A 17,961-nucleotide genomic window follows, 5' to 3' on the forward strand; every position below is an offset into this window, starting at 1 on the left:
TTGATCATCGGGTGGCCAGCATATGAGGCCACTTTGCGACAAAAGAATGCTTACCATAATAAAGAGTTTTATTTTACTTTATTACCCGCAATATACGTTGCTTCCACAGCACGGTCATCGCCCATCGTCTGCAAAACAAAAAGCTCTTCCGACAAAGTTTCAATTCTCTCTGCGCGCAGCGCCATCGCAGATGTCGCATGGACATTGAGAACAATGAAATCAGCCTCGGTTCCAATCTCCAAAGTACCAACCTCACTCTCGCGGTTAATCGCGCGCGCATTACCCAATGTCGCTTGATAAAAAGAACGCAAGGGATGGTAGCGATTGCCTAGGCAGTTTTGAATTTTATAGCCTTCATCCAATGTGCGCAGCATGGACCAAGATGTACCACCGCCTATGTCTGTCGCAATGGCATGGCGCACACCAGCAGCACTTAATCGCGCATGATCATAGGACCCGCTACCAAGAAACAAGTTGGATGTCGGGCAAAATACTGCCACCGCACCGCTCTCGGCTAGCCGTGCGGTTTCACGCTCGCTCACATGGATCGTATGACCAAAAAGAGCCTTATCTGTCAGCAATCCATATTGCTCATAAACATCGGTGTAATCTTTACAGCGCGGATAAAGCGCCATCACAGCGGCAATTTCATCATGATTTTCTGACAAATGCGTCTGCATAATAGCATCGGGAAATTCACGCACCAGCGCACCTGAAATTTCCATTTGCTCTTCAGACGAAGTCAAAGCAAAACGCGGCGTGATAGCAACCTCGCAGCGCCCTCGCCCTGTCCAAGTATCAAGCAAAGCCTTTGTATCATCATAGCCGGTTTGAGGCGTATCAAGCAGCGCCTCAGGCGCATTGCGGTCCATCATCACTTTGCCAGCAATCATGCGCATATTACGCTTTTCAGCTTCACCCAAAAGAGCGTCACAAGACACTTTATGAACAGAACCAAAGGCCACCGCTGTTGTCGTGCCGTGTTCAACAAGCTGGTCTAAGAACCGCGACGCCATGGCTGCAGCAAGGTCAGCATCACTATAACGCTGCTCTTCAACAAATGTGTATGTGTTGAGCCATTCAAGCAAGGACCCTGCATAAGAACCAACAACTTGAAGCTGCGGGAAATGAATGTGGCAATCAATAAACCCAGGCACAATAAGATGCGGCCGGTGATCGGTAAAATCTAGCCCTTTGAACTTTTCAGGAAGGCTCTCCCATGGTCCCCGCCATGCGATTTTGCCGTTTTCACAAACAAGTGCACCGTCTTCGACATAGGTAAATTTATCCTGCTCGTCCGGCCCCATAGGTTCGCCTAAGAACGACAGCAATCTTCCACGGATGATGTGTAAATCCAAACTCATAGCAATAATGTACCTTCTGCGACCTTCACTGCATGACCGCCAATGCGGGCCGAATTCATAATGCCGTTTTGGCACTCGATCTCAAGTCGGATAAAAGAGGGCCGCCCCATTTCAACGCCTTGTTCGATTAAATATTCATGGGCACCATCAAGCGGGTTATCAAAGTAAAACAATGCGCCAGAAAGCGCCGCCGCAGCTGAGCCAGTTGCTGGATCTTCCGCAATGCCATGATGGGGCGCAAACATGCGGGCGTGCAAAGACGCATCATGATTGACCGTCTCACGGCAATAAACATAGGGACAATGCACTTCAAGCGGCGTAAGCGATGGGAAATAGGACAACCAACGGCTCTCGTTGAAAACCAAGCGCTCCATCACAGCCAGATTTTTTACCGGCACACATAAATAAGACACTTCGGCGCTAAACTGGCTAATGAGGTGGTTCTCAAATCCTATATCTTCTGTAGCAATTCCCAGCGCCGCTGCGACCATATCTTTTTCAAGCATTGGCACTTCACGTGCAGGCAATTTGGGCAGATCAAACTCGCCATAACCAACCTGCTTCTTGGAATAAGCGCTGCGGATAACACCCACATTTTCTTCCAGCATCAAAATGCGTGAAACATCCGTGTTTTGCGCTTCGCAAATCGCAACCGTTGCGCCCACTGTGGGGTGACCTGCGAATGGTAACTCGCCGCGCGGCATAAAAATTCTAAGCTTGGCTGTATGCGCTTTGTTTTCTGCATCGCTAATAAACACGGTTTCAGACAGGTTGAACTCAGCAGCAATATTTTGCATGTCATCGTCGCTAAGGCCAGCACTGTCAAAAACCACCGCCAAAGGATTGCCGTTCAAAGCTTCATGCGTGAACACATCATAAATCGCATATTTCCGTTTGGAGACTTTAGTTTTGGTCATAATCTTCATTTCCAAAATGGTATTTGCACAGCTCTACTGCATAGCGCGGCATTTCACCTGGAATGTGCCTTGTTGATTCAATCTGCACAAGGCCGCATATTTCATCATCTCCGCCATTCTTTTGGTGTTTTCGCCAGATTTTCTCAACGGCTTCAAAACTGTGGGGAAGATTAGATTTGCGCGTAATATAGATAGAATTGTCAATTTCTACAGCGAGCAGCGACCCTTCAAGCCAATTGGGCTCAAGTGAAACACCGGTTTCCTCCGTCATTTCCCGCGTCATGGAAATCATGGGATCGAGCTTGTTTTTAACAATGTCAGGCCTGTCGAATGAGCCTGCGGGAAAGTAAATTCGCCCTGCATTAGCCGTATGTTGCGACATACGCACAGCAAGCAATGAACCATCCGCAAGCGTCGGAAATGTCGTCGCTGTGATGTGTTTTGTTATGTTGTCAGAACCATTCTCGCGCCAGTAAAGAAATGTCGCAAAATCAGTTCGGTGCGCTCGTGCCCGCAAATGCCCGTCTTTAATCTGAACATCCGAAAACATATAGTACAAGCCATTCCAAAGACGTGGGTTAAGCGCATATGCTTGCTCCCAAAAAACATCAATGAGTAACTTATGCGCCTCTTCAAAAGGCAGCGGTTCGCTGGTGACGGTCAGTTCACAATCGGTAATCAGATGAATCATGCGCAGCGTTTAACATGATCGCTTCACTTGCAAAGCAAGAATCCGTTTCAGTAACAAACAAAAAAGCCGCGATACTGATATCGCGGCTTTATTCGTAATCTGGTTAGAACTGTTAGTTCTTGTCTTTGTCCACGAGCGCGTTGGACTTAATCCAAGGCATCATCGCACGAAGCTTTTCGCCTGTTTCTTCAATTGGGTGCGCATCATTCATGCGGCGTGTGCCTTTGAACTTAGCAGCACCTGAATGCCATTCCTGCATCCACTCAGAAGTGAATTTACCAGTTTGAATGTCGTGTAGAACGCGTTTCATTTCAGCTTTAGTTTCTGATGTGATGATACGCGGACCAGTTACATACTCACCCCATTCTGCTGTGTTGGAGATTGAGTAGTTCATGTTGGCGATACCGCCTTCATAAATCAGGTCAACGATGAGTTTCACTTCATGCAAACACTCGAAATAAGCCATTTCTGGCGCATAACCAGCTTCTGTAAGAACTTCATAGCCAGCACGGATAAGCTCAACCAAACCGCCACATAGAACAGCCTGCTCACCGAACAAATCTGTTTCACATTCTTCTTGGAACGTTGTTTCGATAATGCCTGAGCGACCACCGCCAACACCGCACGCATATGAAAGCGCAAGATCATGTGCGTTACCAGAAGAATCCTGATGAATAGCGATAAGGCAAGGAACACCGCCGCCTTTCTGGTATTCGCCGCGAACCGTATGGCCTGGGCCTTTTGGCGCAATCATAACAACGTCAATGTTTTTTGATGGCTCGATAAGGCCAAAATGCACGTTCAAGCCATGCGCAAATGCAATTGCTGCACCGTCTTTAATGTTTGCTTCTACGTGCTCTTTGTAGATGCCTGACTGCAATTCATCTGGCGTTGCCATCATCATAAGGTCAGCCCAAGCAGCACCTTCAGCAACACTCATGACTTTAAAGCCATCAGCTTCCGCTTTCAGTGCAGTTGTTGAACCATCGCGTAGCGCAATGCGAACATTTTCAGCACCAGAATCTTTCAAGTTCATCGCATGGGCGCGGCCCTGTGAGCCATAACCGATGATCAGTACGTTTTTGCCTTTAATCAAATTTAAGTCTGCATCACGGTCGTAATATACGCGCATTGTCGTCTCCAGTTCGTGAGTTAATGTTAGAAAAATTAGTTCATATGATCTTTTGAATAGAACAAATGAAATCGGTTAATCGCCTGTTCGACATGTTCCTTGCGAGCAAGCTCGTCGCGTAGCGCTGGCACAGTTTCGCCAAGCAACATACGCACATGAAAATCGCCAACAACAAGGCTGTAAAGTGTATCAAACGCAGCGGCGCGGTCATCAAAGCGTAATACGCCCGCAAGCTGGCCAGATTGCAAAAGAACCATGGCGCGTTCTCGAACCGTTTTGCGGCCGCGCTCAATCAAAAGATTGCCAAGCACGGAGCCTTCACGGCTGCCCTGCCCGATGGCCAAACGATTAAGTGCAAGCGAAGTCTCGCCCGACAAAACAGTCAAAAGGTCATTGGCAAAAACTTCCAACTCAGCGCGAAAAGCTTCTGCTGATTGAGATGGACCACCAAGACGCGCAGAAACGCGAACTTTTGAAGCTTGATAAGTAATCATCGCGGCTAAAATGCCATCGCGATCACCAAACCATTTATAGAGGCTTTCTTTCGAGCAATTGGCCGCACGCGCTATACCAGCAGTGGTAATTGCTTTTTCGCCGCCTTCAACAAGCAGCCCCAGCGCAGCTTCCAGAACCGCGCCTTGACGGTCTGTAAAATCGCTTTCGATATATGGATCAGCATGTGTATTCATGATTAACTGTGTACCGTACCGTTCGGTACTATGTCAAGCATAAATCTAATACGGAAGTAAAATTCTTGTGTAATTTATTTACGTCAAAAAGCGCGGAAATCAGTTGCCTAAAGCAGCCAAAAATCGTTTCACAGCACCTTTATAGCCATATTCCAGTGCATCGGCAGTGAGGCCATGACCAATAGAAACTTCCGCTAAATGTGGCACACGCTCAACAAGCGCAGGCAAATTGGCAACGGTCAGATCGTGACCTGCATTAATGCCAAGCCCTGCATTTTTGGCATAATCAGCAGTGGTGCCAAGCAGATTGATCTGATGCGCTGCCTCTTTGGCATCGTCAAAACAGCCGCCATAAGGACCAGTGTAAAGCTCCACCCTATCAGCGCCGGTTTCTTTGGCCCGTGCGATCATATCTTCGCCAGCATCTGGATCGCAAAACAGCGATACGCGAAACCCGCGATCTTTGAGGCGTGACACGCGGTCATAAAGATAATTGCCTTTACCGACAAAGTCCCAGCCATGATCAGACGTTGCCTGAGATGGATCATCAGGCACAAGCGTTACTTGATCTGGCTCATTTTTGATAACCAGTTCAAGAAAATCATCGCTTGGATAACCTTCAATATTAAACTCTGCGTCCGGAAATTCATCGTCGATTAAAGCGCGTAGCGGCGCAAGATCAGAAAAGCGGATATGTCGTTGGTCTGGCCGTGGGTGCACCGTAATGCCATGCGCCCCAGCTTCCAGTGCTTGGCGGGAAAGATCGACAACATTCGGCCAAGGCAAATCGCGGCGATTACGCAACATGGCGACCGCATTCACATTAACGGACAGCTTAACCGACATAGTAGGCACTCCACTTCATATGGCCAAGCATACGAGAGCCATACGGCAGCTTCCACCAAATAATTGTCACTGTATCATTTTACGATAGTGATTTTCTCGGCTGCACGGGTAATTGCCGTATAGAGCCACCGCGAACGCATATCACGAAACGCATAGCTTTCGTCAAAAAGAACAACATTGTCCCATTGCGAACCCTGCGCTTTATGCACAGTTAGCGCATATCCGTAATCAAAATCATCAAAGCGTTTTTTAAGCTGCCAAGCGACATCTTCATCTGGACTATCAAATGCAGATTTAAGTAATTTGATTTTCGCAGCACCCCGATCATGATCGCCATCATCAGGCGACACCAAAAGGTTGATACCGGGCTTGGTTGTCTCTTTAGATGATGTCATCACCTTCCAGAGCGATCCGTTTAAAAGTCCTTTATTGGGATCATTGCGAAGGCAAACAAGTTTGTCGCCAGCCTGCGGATATTGTGCAGAAAAGCCTTTGAGCTCACGCAAACGCTGATTGTAACGACGCCGCGTTTTATTGATACCAAGAAGCACTTGGTCCGCAGCTAAAACTTCGTCCGTATCGACATCGGCTTTAGAGATAATTTTTGCCGATGGTCCATAATCGCCATGCATAATTTCAATGCCATTACGCACATCCATCGCCAGCTTAATAATCGGGTTTTCTGCTGCTTGCCTGTGAATTTCCGTCAGCAAAAAATCAGGCTCCGCATCGGTGAAAAATCCGCCGCCTGAAATCGGTGGCAACTGGCCCGGATCACCCAACACAAGAACCGGCGTGCCGAAGCTTAAAAGATCGCGCCCCAAATCCTCATCAACCATTGAACATTCATCAACAATAACAAGCTTTGCTTTAGCGATATCTGATGAACGGTTAAGCGCAAATGCCGGCGCCATTCCCATTTTTCCCGTAACAATATCCTCGCGCTCTTCTTCGCCGCGTGGACGATAGATCAGCGAATGAATGGTTTTCGCGTTAGAGGCGCCTTTGCCGCGCATGACCTGAGCGGCCTTGCCCGTAAAAGCGGCGAACTGAACGTCGCCGTCAACATCTTCGGCAAAATGGCGTGCCAAAGTTGTTTTACCAGTACCGGCATAACCAAAAAGCCTGAATAACTGGCTATCACCGCGTTTAAGCCATTGGGCAACAGCCTTTAAGGCATCATCTTGTTGAGGAGAAAACTGCATAGAAAACGCTTACGGGATTCGCCGCATAAGGCAAATATGAAAAAACGCATCAAAGCCTAACTTATTCAAACTTTATTCGGCACCAAAACACGCAAAGCTTGTTTCATGATTTTAATATCGACCTGCTCTTCTAGCTTAATCAGTTCGCCATCAATAACAGCTTGATCCGATTTCTTTAGCTTGGGAAAGCGCAACGTCACCTGCTCTGCTGTATCTGTCGATACAAATTCATTATCATGCAATGTGCCAAGAACTGTATCGCGTATAATGTTCACAGCTGCTAACCGCGACAATGGTTCAGAAAAATAGACGCCAAGCTTGCCGCCATCTATTTCATCGGCATAAGGCAAATGTCCAACCCCGAAGATATTATTGGTTACAGCAAAAAGCGAAGATTTAACCGGCTGGAATTGCCCGCCATCAAGGCTCATTTCCAGCTTATAAACTGGCGGATTGACCGTGACGTTGAAAATCGCCTTCGTGCTGGCAAACATTTTTGAAAACTTTGAACCAAAGTCCATCTTCTCGCGCAGCTTAACCGCGCGTGTCTGAAATCCCGTTGCAAATTGATGCACGAAAATACGCCCATTAGCGCAGCCCACATCCGCTTTGCGAATTTCAGCAGATGCTAACGTCTCTATTGCCTCGATAATATCAAGCGGCATACCAAGCGAGCGGGCATAGAGGTTCATTGTTCCGCCGGGCAAGACACCGAGCGCGACATCGCTGCCCGTTAGAACAGAAGCAGCAGCAGATGCAGATCCATCGCCGCCGCACATAATAATACCGTCGCATCCTGAAGAAGCACATTTTTTCAGCGCTTCAATCAGGTCACCAGAACCGAAATGATGGACGGACGTATCGTGGCCAGCAGCTTTGAATGATTTAGAGAATTTATCCTCAATCACCTCCGCTCCTATGTCTTGAACAGTTCCACTATGAACATTGAGGAGAAGAGAGAATTTCATCACTGTTTCCACTAACTAATCAGATTTCCCTGATCTTAAAATGTCGATCGATGTTTTGGGTCGTCTGCGCCCAATCAGACGCAGCACTCCGCTCTTTGTGATGTTCAAAAGCAGCCCGATCCTTAAATATCTCTTCGACATTTAGATGGTTAGAGTTTGATACATCCCTCACCATAACGAAATAGATGCAGCCCGGTTCCCCGCGCGTTAAATTAATATGCGTGTCCATCGCACCAAGCACATCATCAAGGCGATCAACGGGCACATCTATATAGCCCGTTAAATGTATATTGCCTTCATTTAAGTCAGGCTTTTGACTGTTGATAGTCATTCAATCCCCGGACCACGCGCCATAGCAGCAACACCTGTGCGGCAAACTTCGACCAAACCAAGCGGCGCCATAATCGCAATAAACTGCTCGATCTTAGATGTTCGGCCAGTCACTTCAAAAATGAAATGTGTGACATTGGCATCAATCACTTGCGCTTTAAATGCATCCGCCAAACGCAATGCTTCAAGACGCTGTTCGCCTGTTGCGACAACCTTGAGCATCGCAAGCTCGCGCTCAAGTGGTTTCTCATAGCCTTTTGCATGTGCAACCACAGTTAGATCAGTCACCGAATGAACGGGTACGATCCGCTCCAGCTGATGGCGCATTTGCTCAAGAACAGAATGCGTGCCGTTGCTTACAATCGTAATCCGCGACAGGTGTTTTTCATGCTCAGTCTCGGTAACAGTCAAGCTTTCAATATTATAGCCGCGTCCTGAAAACAGGCCAATAACACGTGCCAGAACACCAGGTTCATTATCCACCAAGATTGATAGAGTGTGGTTTTCCGGAGTACCATTATCTTTAACAATGAAATAGGCAGAGGCAGGAGGTGCAACAACTTCGTTCATAGCGAAAGCTCCTTTTGGATACGTGTAATGAGTGTGGTCTCACCGAGAAAAATGCCACACCGGTAATTGTAAAAATTTTCAAATTGGCGCTTCATCATCAAACGAGTGCCTTACCTTTGCTATCAATTGCAGTTGCAATCGCATCATCGCTTGCCTCATCGGGAAGCAACATTTCATTATGCGCCTTGCCTGATGGGATCATCGGGAAACAGTTTGCAAGATTAGCAACGCGGCAATCAAAAATGACTGGCCCTTCTGCATTGATCATATCATCCAGCATATCATCCAATGTGTTCGGATCATCGCAATACATGCCTGTTGCGCCATAAGCCTCTGCAAGTTTTACAAAGTCCGGCACAGCTTCTGAATATGAACTCGACAAGCGGTTTCCATGCAGCAATTGCTGCCACTGGCGCACCATACCCATATGCTGGTTATTCAAAATGAAGATCTTTACCGGCAAGCCATATTGAACAGCCGTGGACATTTCCTGCATCATCATCTGAATGGACGCATCGCCTGCAATATCAATCACTAGTGCTTCGCGGTGCGCAACCTGAACACCAACGGCTGCTGGAAAACCATAGCCCATCGTGCCAAGACCGCCCGATGTCATCCAATGGTTTGGCTTTTCAAAGCCAAAATATTGCGCGGCCCACATCTGGTGCTGGCCAACTTCCGTTGTAATAAAAGTTTCTTTGCCTGAGCGCTGCGAGGCTTCATACAACCGCTCAATCGCGTGCTGCGGCATAATCACATCGGAAGTTTGATTATAAGCCAGCGAATTACGCGCTTGCCACTTAGCAATCTGCGCATGCCAGTCTTTTAATGCTTTGGCTTGGTGCTTCTTCTTTTCTTTTTTCCAAAGCGCCAACATCTGCTCAAGCACATAGGCAACATCTCCAACGACACCAATATCAACATGAACAATTTTGTTGATTGAGCTTGGATCGATATCAATGTGGATTTTCTTGGAATCCGGTGCAAAAGCATCAATGCGGCCTGTGATCCGGTCATCAAAACGCGCACCAATATTCACCATGACATCACAGTCATGCATAGCCATATTGGCTTCATAAGTACCGTGCATGCCAAGCATACCGAGCCAACGCTCGCCGGAAGCTGGATATGCGCCCAAACCCATCAATGTAGACGTGATCGGGAATTCGGTCTCTTTGACAAGCTCGCGCAATAACTCGCTGGCCTTATCGCCTGAGTTTATGACACCGCCGCCAGAATAGATCACTGGTTTTTTAGCCTTTGCCATTAAGGCAACAGCGCTTTTGATCTGCTCTAAATTTGCGCCCACTTTGGGTTTGTAGCTGATGCGTGATTCTGCAATTTTAGGTCCCTGATATATGCCCAAAGCAAATTGAACGTCTTTTGGCACATCCACAACCACGGGGCCCGGACGGCCAGTCGTCGCAATTCGAAATGCCTCGTGCAATACGCGCGGCAAGTCATCAACCGATTTCACCAACCAATTATGCTTGGTACATGGGCGTGTGATGCCAACAGTATCGCATTCCTGAAACGCATCAGAACCGATGAGCGATGTAGGCACCTGCCCTGTTATACAAACGAGCGGAATTGAATCCATTAACGCATCTTGCAGCGCCGTCACTGTATTCGTAGCGCCTGGCCCAGAGGTAACCAGAACAACGCCCGCTTTGCCTGTGGAGCGTGCATAACCTTCTGCCGCATGACCAGCGCCCTGTTCATGGCGAACAAGAATATGCTGAATATCGTCTTGTTGAAACAACTCATCATAAATCGGCAGCACCGCACCGCCCGGATATCCGAAAATGTGCTCTACACCATTATCACGTAGCGCCTGTAGAACCATTGCGGCGCCAGTCATCTCCATGCCATCAAAGTCGCGTTTTTTAGCGTTCATCGTTCAATTTCCGTGTATATTTTGGTTCTCTTTGAACCTTTTGGGCATATGACCCGCAAAAGGCAATAAAAAAGGCTCCCTTTAGGAGCCTGTTGTTTACCGCGCATGGGTGCTTTCGCCAGATGGTTACACCATCTTGCCCATACGCCGTCCCACCACAATAAGAAAAATGTTGGTCATGATTTGAAAACTAGCATGCGATTACGTCCAGTCAAGCCCGAAATTAACTTCAACATAAGATGTTTTGAGTTCAATTTTTGCGGCGATAGTGTCTCGTTAACCACAAAGGTGTAAAATGGCGCGACGCGGGGCATAAGATATGAATAACGAAGAGCAAATTGGCCATACTATAGTCGGTTCTAGAGACCAAAGCCGTATAAAAATGGCGCCTGACGGTTCTGTAATAAGAAACCGAACAGAAGGACACGTGATTGAATGTGACGGTATGCATGCCGTCATATCTGCAATTAAACGCAAAGAAGATTCGGCCAGCGAAGACTATTGGTCGGTAGGCATGTTGATCTCTATTTCTGTCGGTGACGGCGTACGCACCATCGGCATGTTATATAAAGTCGAATCTGACGATGACGGCTGGAGCCTTGATGGCGACAACCGAATGAAGATTCATGTGGAGCTAGTTGGCGAAATCACGAATAATGCCGCAGGAAAACCGTTTTTTAATGGCGGCATTTCGGCCTACCCGCATTTAGGCGCGGTTGCTCACCGTATTCGCAGTGCAGATTTATCTGCTGTTTTTGAAAACAGCGATACATCAGCCGTAAAAATTGGCACCCTGTCGCAGAACTCTGACATTCCAGCTCTCATTGCGATAGATGCAATGCTCTCGCGCCATTTCGCTGTGGTGGGAACTACAGGCGTTGGCAAATCGTCAACAGTAACGCTTCTCATGCGTAAAATTATCGAGCAGCGCCCCGACATGCGTATCCTCATATTGGATCCACACAATGAATTCTCCTCAGCTTTCCCCGACAAATCGATTGTGATCACAGAATCTAATCTTGATTTGCCGTTTTGGGCTTTCAAGCTGGAAGAGTTTGTTGAGGTTCTATTTCGCGGAAACGAGCATATCCCTGCCGAAGTGGATATTTTGCGTGATTTAATCCCGCGCGCAAAACAGCTTTTTAAAGGTGATGACAAAACATCGCTTCGCCGCTCACAAAAAGACAGCGGTGGCATTACGGCTGACACGCCCATCCCATACCGCATATCTGATCTTGCTCGCATGATTGACGATACTTTGGGGAAACTGGGCATTGCTGAACAACGCAGTACTTTGAAATCATTGCTTGCCCGCATCAACGCTTTGACAAGCGACCCAAACTTTCGTTTTATGTTCTCAAACAAGGCGATTGAAGATAATTTAGACGGCGTTTTATCGACAATATTCCGTGTCCCAGCTAACGGCAAACCAATCACCGTATTCCAGCTCAACGGCATTCCGTCAGAAGTTGTTAATGCGGTCGTATCCGTGCTTTGCCGTCTCGCATTTGACCTCGCCGTATGGAGCGATTCAAAAATTAAGACGCTGGTTTTATGCGAAGAAGCACACCGCTACATACCTGCCAATAAGGCCGATGGATTTGCACCAACGCGCCAAGCAATTGCGCGAATTGCGAAGGAGGGCCGTAAATATGGCGTCAGTCTCGGTGTTGTAACACAGCGTCCAGGTGAATTAGACGAAACAATTCTATCCCAATGCAACACTTTTGTTGCGATGCGGCTTGGCAATGATGTCGACCAAGACATCGTGCGAAAAGCAATTGCTGGCGCATCACAATCCTATCTCAATTTCTTGCCATCGCTTGCCAACCGTGAAGCGATCATGTTCGGTCAAGGCGTTAACACGCCAATGCGTATGCGGTTTATCAATATTCCGAAGCATGAGTTGCCCGCCAATCACCTCATGGAGGAAGTTGGCAGCAAGGATGACAATGTTGATATTCCAATTGATATCAGCACAGTTTTACAGAAAATTCGTTTCCCAGGAGGCCAATTTGATTCAGATTCAATGATGGATGCCGCGCCCCTCGGTGCAAGTTTAGTGGATGAACAACCAGCATCAATAATGCCGCAGAAGCCTTCATCCGATAGGTTTGACACGGTCAGACAAAACTTGTTTGCCGAAACGACACCGCTGCGCTCAGCATCAGCGCAACCGAATGATGCAATCCGCCAACGGCAATCTGCTTCACCAACACCAGAGATTCGCACAGGTAATGCGAACAGCATTATTAGTCGTTTTAGGAAATCGTAAGTTACAGCACAAAATAATTATTACGGAGGACAATAGCCGCTTGTTTAGATTTAAGAAACAACGCGGTCGCGGCCACCGGTCTTTGCAACATAAAGATTTTTGTCTGCGCGCTTTACAAGCGCCGCGGCTTTTTCTTTACCGTCCCAAATCGTCATCCCCATTGATGACGTAACTTGAAAACAAGCTTCACCTGATTTGAAAGTGATTTCGGAAATCGCAACACGTATACGATTTGCGAGTTTATTAAGAGCGGTCACATCTAAATTTGGTGCGAGTATGGCAAACTCTTCCCCGCCAACACGCGCTACGACATCATGATGACGTGTGTAATCAAGCAGACATCGTGCAATAGCCCTTAACACATCATCGCCCACATCATGACCATATGTATCATTGATATTTTTAAAATGATCCAAATCGAGAAGAACAACACCAAGCGGATAATCGATCGCACCAAATTCTTGTAGATATTGCTCTATGGCATCATCAAAATAGCGACGATTATGAAGCCCTGTAAGAGGATCGGTTAATGCAGCATGTTGGTAAGTGGCACTCTTTTTTGTAAGATCCTGCGTGACTTCCGACAAGCGCCCACGTTCTTTCAAGGCAGAGCGAAGCGCTGGATAAATACCAAGCATGGCAATCGCCAAACCACAAATCATGATAGCAAGTGCGCCAAGCAACATTGTATTAATATCGCTCAAAGCACTTAAATCTGCATAACCAACATCAATCCGGTTATCCAAATATTGCTTCAACAGAAAAATCAAATACGTAGCCGTCGCCGTCAAGGCGGCGTAACCCAGAAAAACTATTTCAGTTTTGTGAAGTCGCATATTATTAATCTACCTACTCGCAAGACCTAACTATAACAGTATTCTTGCAAGAGTATTAAGCAACTAAATCGAATTTAATGTATTCGCGAATAGTACAAATTAAAGCTGAACGCGTCGCCAATTATCACCAAGTTGATTGCGAAACCATGTCATTTGTCGCTTAGCATATTGGCGTGTGGCAATCTTGGACAGCTCGATTGCAGTGTCGAGTGTTTGAGTGCCTGCGAGGTAATCACTCAGCTGCTTAACACCGATTGCCTTCATAGCAGGCATGGCACTTGAGATTTCAAGCGCATTGATAGCCTCAACCTCGCCAAGCGCGCCCTCATCAACCATTTGATCAAAGCGCTTTGCAATCCGTGTTTTCAGAATTTCACGATCTGGTTCGATAACAATGCGGTCAACGCTTTCAGCGGCGACCAATGATTGCCCTTTTTGGTTTTGCCACCATAAAATAGATTTTCCGGTGGCATCAATCACCTCCAAGGCACGAGCAATGCGTTGCCCATCGGATGGGTTCAGCGTTTTAGCAACATCAGCATCCTGCTTTTCCAACTCTCTATGCAGCACCACCGCACCTTCATGAATAAGCCGCTCACGCCAATGCAAACGCACTTCATCATTAACCATTGGCATGGGTGATAACCCGCCGAGCAGCGCGCGGAAATATAAACCCGTACCGCCAACAAAAATAACATGTTGCTCAGGTGGCAGTGTGGAAAGCAGTCCTTCAACATCGCGCAGCCAATTGCCCGTTGAATATGGTGATGCAGGGTCAATATGGCCGTATAAATGATGCGGCAAGGACTTTTCATCTTCAATGCTTGGGCGGGCGGTCAACACCCGCAAAACATCATAGACCTGCATTGAATCAGTATTGATAATGATGCCATCATTTTTGCGCGCAATATCAAGCGCCAGCGACGATTTTCCACTCGCCGTTGGTCCTGCGAGCAATGTCGCATTACGCCAAGGAAAATTACTGTTTTCTGTGCTGTTGGTGCTCACCTTCACCCTGCCCGATGCTGCTACTATTGCGATGCTAATTGAGTTGGCATAGGACCAGCCTACCCGCAAGCATAAAGGCAATTGATAATGTCATTCTTCGCAACACTCATCGCCCCTCAGTCGAGCGCATTGATCACCCAAGAGATCGCACTGCGATGTTCGGCTGCACTCAATTGCGAAAAGATCGATTGGCTGAAAGATGGTGAAGCCCTCGATTTATTTTGCCCAAAGGGTGAAAGTTCACAAATAAGGCAGACGGTTTTAGACATCATCGGCCAAGCCCCCATTGATATTGTTATCCAGCCTATGGATAGCCAACGGGCAAAGAAAATTCTCATCGCTGATATGGATTCAACGATGATCCGCCAAGAATGCATTGATGAGCTTGCCGCAGAAGCGGGTCTGAAAGAACAAGTATCGGGCATTACAGCCCGCGCCATGAACGGCGAAATCGAATTTGATGCAGCCCTTAAAGAACGTGTCGGGCTGCTGAAAGATTTGTCGGTCAGTGTGATCGATCAGGTTATTGCGACTCGAATTGAACTCATGCCCGGCGGCGTAGAACTTGTTCGCACCATGCGCAAAAATGGCGCTTACTGCGCACTGGTCTCCGGCGGGTTCACAGAATTTACAAGCCGCATAGCGCAAATGATCGGATTTCAAGAAAACCGTGCCAACACATTGCTGCATGCTAATGGCAAATTAACAGGAAAAGTTGGCGAGCCTATTCTTGGCAAACAAGCCAAAGTGGATGCGCTCAATGATATTGCAAACCGTTTAGGCCTAACACCAAACGATGCCATTGCTGTTGGTGACGGTGCCAATGATTTGGGGATGCTCAATCTGGCTGGAACAGGTGTTGCGCTCCACGCAAAACCTGCTGTTGCCGCAGCAGCCGATATTCGCATTGACCATAGTGATTTAACGGCGCTTCTTTATATCCAAGGTTATCATGCAAACGAGTTTGAACAATGAAACCAGGTGACAAGGTCACAACAGAACGTCTTGTTTTACGCCATTGGGATAAAACCAAAGACGGCGATGCCTTTTTCCGGCTGAGTAATGACCCGCAAGTCATGGCGTTTTTCCCGCATCGCCGCAGCCGCGAAGAATCCGACCAGCTTATGAATGTCATTGCCAATTTGATCACAGAGAATGGTTATGGTTGGACAGCGGTAGCTTTGAAAGAAACTGGCCAAGTCATCGGCATGGCGGGCATTGCAGCTGTTCGCGATGATTTTCCAAATGGGCCCGGCACCGAGATCGGTTGGCGCTTCCTGCCCGAGTTTTGGCATCAGGGTTATGCCACAGAAGCCGCAAGCGCCTTTCTCGAATATGGTTTTGAAGTGATTGGCGTAAACGAAATCATGGCCTTTGCGGTGCAAGGCAATGCAAAGTCTTTTGCGGTTATGGACCGCATCGGCATGCGCTTGGATGAGGCCCGCGAATTTGACCACCCCAGCATTCCAGATGAGCGCGCAGAACTTCGCCGCCACAACACTTATGCCATTACACGCGATGAATGGCTTAAACAAAAAACGGCGGGTTAAACCCGCCGCTTTCATTCATATACAATTCGGCCAATTTAGCCATCAATGCGGATTGTCACAAAACGTAAGTTACCGTCTTTATCGGCAATCATCAGAAGTGCATTCTTGCGATCTTCATCTCTCAGATTATCAATTGCATCGACAATGTCTTCCGGTTCTTTGACCGCTTCTTGCGCAATTTCCATAATCACTTGACCAGCGCTCACACCCTTGCGGGCAGCAGCAGAACCTTCTGCGACTTCTGTAATGACAACACCGTCAACCACATCGTCGCCAATGCCAAAAGTCTCGCGCGTTGCATCATTAAGCGTATTAAGCGTCATGCCGAACAATTCGACAGATGACTCTTCCAATCCATTTTCGTCATCAGAATCGCCATCTTCCGCTGAAGCCAGCTTTTCACCATCTTCAAGACGGCCAAGCGTTACCTGCAATGTTTCTTTTTTGCCCTTGCGGATAACTTCAACATCAACAGCTTTGCCAACGGGAGATTCAGCCACGATACGCGGCAAGTCCCGCATTTCGTCAATTTCTTTTCCATCAAAAGTAACGATCACATCGCCCGGTAAAATTGTTCCGTCATCAACAGGGCCACCTTCGATAATACCAGCGACTAGCGCGCCTTTGGCATCATCCATCGCAAGGCTTTCAGCAATATCGTCTGTCACCGGCTGGATACGAACACCAAGCCAACCACGGCGGGTTTCGCCAAACTCACGCAATTGCGAAACAACATTGGTCGCAAGCTCTGATGGAATGGAAAAACCAATACCAATTGAGCCACCTGATGGTGAAATAATCGCTGTGTTAATGCCGATAACTTCACCCGACATATTGAACAAAGGACCACCGGAGTTACCACGGTTAATAGCAGCATCGGTCTGAATGAAATTATCATAAGGGCCGGACTGGATATCACGGCCAATCGCAGAAACGATACCGGTTGTCACTGTGCCGCCAAGGCCGAACGGGTTACCAATTGCAAGAACCCAATCTCCAACACGCATTGCATCTGAATCACCAAATTTCACAGCCTTCAAAGGATGTGCTTTTGGATCAACTTTAAGCACCGCAATATCCGTTTTCGGGTCGCGGCCAATAATTTCCGCATCAACACGTGATCCGTCATTAAAGTTCACAACCACCTCATCGGCGTCTGCAATCACGTGGTTGTTGGTGATGACAATGCCTTCTTCTGCATCAAGAACAAAGCCTGATCCCAAAGACTGGACTTTACGGGGACCAGATGAGCCACTGCCTGGCTGGTTTTCAAAGAACTCGTCAAAAAATTCCTGAAACGGTGAACCATCCGGCAATTGAGGCCGTGGAACATTGCGGTCGCCAGACGATGCTTCAACAGTTTGTGACGTTGAGATATTCACCACAGAATCAATCAGGCTTTCTGAAAGATCTGCCAATGAGACGGGGCCAGATTGTGCATATGCTGGCGTCACAAGCGATGCCTGCGGCAAAAATGCAGGCACAGTTCCCGCAATTGTTGCAACCGATAAAGCAGCAATCGTGGTGCGCGCCATGCCACTGCGCAACTGCGCACCAAGCTCAGAAATTTTCATATAGTCCTCCATAGAAGCTTTGACCTGTTGGCCGTTGCCCTGTTCAAATACTATTGTTTAGAAGAAATAAGGCCGAACTTCGTTCCCGCATAGGGCAGATAACGACAAA

At 47.5% G+C, this 17,961-nt stretch carries 16 protein-coding genes and 1 pseudogene; 3 read left to right on the plus strand and 14 right to left on the minus strand.

The window, feature by feature from the left end; translation table 11 throughout:
- Positions 1 to 68: 68 nt before the first annotated feature.
- The 11 genes from guaD to C504_RS0105860 all read right to left on the minus strand — a co-directional run bounded on the left by guaD (position 69) and on the right by C504_RS0105860 (position 10,609).
- Positions 69 to 1,364 (minus strand): guanine deaminase, encoded by a 1,296-nt coding sequence (guaD, locus tag C504_RS0105805; protein ID WP_026317261.1) that lies wholly within the window; start codon positions 1,362 to 1,364, stop codon positions 69 to 71.
- Positions 1,361 to 2,281, minus strand: coding sequence for a PhzF family phenazine biosynthesis protein (locus tag C504_RS0105810; protein ID WP_018688374.1), 921 nt, complete (start codon positions 2,279 to 2,281; stop codon positions 1,361 to 1,363). Before C504_RS0105810 ends, guaD begins: the two co-directional genes overlap by 4 nt.
- Positions 2,268 to 2,972 (minus strand): hypothetical protein, encoded by a 705-nt coding sequence (locus C504_RS0105815; protein ID WP_018688375.1) that lies wholly within the window; start codon positions 2,970 to 2,972, stop codon positions 2,268 to 2,270. The genes C504_RS0105810 and C504_RS0105815 overlap by 14 nt, the downstream gene beginning before the upstream one ends.
- 112 nt (positions 2,973 to 3,084) lie before the next feature.
- Positions 3,085 to 4,104, minus strand: a complete 1,020-nt coding sequence (gene ilvC, locus C504_RS0105820; protein WP_018688376.1) for a ketol-acid reductoisomerase — start codon at positions 4,102 to 4,104, stop codon at positions 3,085 to 3,087.
- Between the two features lie 35 nt (positions 4,105 to 4,139).
- Positions 4,140 to 4,793, minus strand: a complete 654-nt coding sequence (locus tag C504_RS0105825) for a TetR/AcrR family transcriptional regulator (protein ID WP_018688377.1) — start codon at positions 4,791 to 4,793, stop codon at positions 4,140 to 4,142.
- A gap of 99 nt (positions 4,794 to 4,892) precedes the next feature.
- Positions 4,893 to 5,639, minus strand: coding sequence for a pyridoxine 5'-phosphate synthase (locus C504_RS0105830; RefSeq protein WP_018688378.1), 747 nt, complete (start codon positions 5,637 to 5,639; stop codon positions 4,893 to 4,895).
- Positions 5,640 to 5,713: 74 nt separating this feature from the next.
- Complete coding sequence (locus C504_RS0105835; RefSeq protein ID WP_018688379.1) at positions 5,714 to 6,844, minus strand: ATP-dependent DNA helicase; 1,131 nt, start codon at positions 6,842 to 6,844, stop codon at positions 5,714 to 5,716.
- Positions 6,845 to 6,909: 65 nt separating this feature from the next.
- Positions 6,910 to 7,812 carry a diacylglycerol/lipid kinase family protein gene (locus C504_RS17295; protein WP_083923131.1) on the minus strand — a complete coding sequence of 301 codons (903 nt, stop codon included), beginning with the start codon at positions 7,810 to 7,812 and terminating at the stop codon, positions 6,910 to 6,912.
- A 19-nt stretch (positions 7,813 to 7,831) separates the two neighbouring features.
- The gene (locus tag C504_RS0105845) at positions 7,832 to 8,143 is read right to left on the minus strand and encodes a putative quinol monooxygenase (protein ID WP_018688381.1); all 312 of its coding nucleotides are present in this window, start codon (positions 8,141 to 8,143) and stop codon (positions 7,832 to 7,834) included.
- Positions 8,140 to 8,712: an acetolactate synthase small subunit gene (gene ilvN / locus C504_RS0105850; RefSeq protein WP_018688382.1), complete on the minus strand. Its 573-nt coding sequence runs from the start codon at positions 8,710 to 8,712 to the stop codon at positions 8,140 to 8,142. The genes C504_RS0105845 and ilvN overlap by 4 nt, the downstream gene beginning before the upstream one ends.
- Positions 8,713 to 8,809: 97 nt before the next feature.
- The gene (locus C504_RS0105860; RefSeq protein WP_018688384.1) at positions 8,810 to 10,609 is read right to left on the minus strand and encodes an acetolactate synthase 3 large subunit; all 1,800 of its coding nucleotides are present in this window, start codon (positions 10,607 to 10,609) and stop codon (positions 8,810 to 8,812) included.
- 616 nt (positions 10,610 to 11,225) lie between these two features.
- On the opposite strand from C504_RS0105860, the pseudogene C504_RS19070 reads away from it, so the two are divergent.
- A pseudogene (locus C504_RS19070) lies at positions 11,226 to 12,101 on the plus strand (ATP-binding protein); the annotation flags it as partial.
- 833 nt (positions 12,102 to 12,934) lie between these two features.
- On the opposite strand, the gene C504_RS0105870 reads toward C504_RS19070, so the two are convergent.
- Both C504_RS0105870 and miaA read right to left on the minus strand, forming a co-directional pair.
- Positions 12,935 to 13,720: a GGDEF domain-containing protein gene (locus C504_RS0105870; protein WP_018688386.1), complete on the minus strand. Its 786-nt coding sequence runs from the start codon at positions 13,718 to 13,720 to the stop codon at positions 12,935 to 12,937.
- A gap of 99 nt (positions 13,721 to 13,819) precedes the next feature.
- Entirely contained in the window at positions 13,820 to 14,728 is a 909-nt protein-coding gene (miaA, locus tag C504_RS17300; RefSeq protein ID WP_018688387.1) for a tRNA (adenosine(37)-N6)-dimethylallyltransferase MiaA, read from the minus strand.
- Between the two features lie 87 nt (positions 14,729 to 14,815).
- Here miaA and serB point away from each other — a divergent pair, with 87 nt between their 5' ends.
- Positions 14,816 to 15,703, plus strand: coding sequence for a phosphoserine phosphatase SerB (gene serB / locus C504_RS0105880; protein WP_018688388.1), 888 nt, complete (start codon positions 14,816 to 14,818; stop codon positions 15,701 to 15,703).
- Positions 15,700 to 16,278, plus strand: coding sequence for a GNAT family N-acetyltransferase (locus C504_RS0105885; protein WP_018688389.1), 579 nt, complete (start codon positions 15,700 to 15,702; stop codon positions 16,276 to 16,278). The genes serB and C504_RS0105885 overlap by 4 nt, the downstream gene beginning before the upstream one ends.
- A gap of 35 nt (positions 16,279 to 16,313) precedes the next feature.
- On the opposite strand, the gene C504_RS0105890 is transcribed toward C504_RS0105885, so the two are convergent.
- Entirely contained in the window at positions 16,314 to 17,852 is a 1,539-nt protein-coding gene (locus C504_RS0105890; RefSeq protein WP_018688390.1) for a Do family serine endopeptidase, read from the minus strand.
- Positions 17,853 to 17,961: the final 109 nt, after the last annotated feature.

Source organism: Ahrensia kielensis DSM 5890 (genome assembly GCF_000374465.1).
GTDB classification, from domain to species: domain Bacteria; phylum Pseudomonadota; class Alphaproteobacteria; order Rhizobiales; family Rhizobiaceae; genus Ahrensia; species Ahrensia kielensis.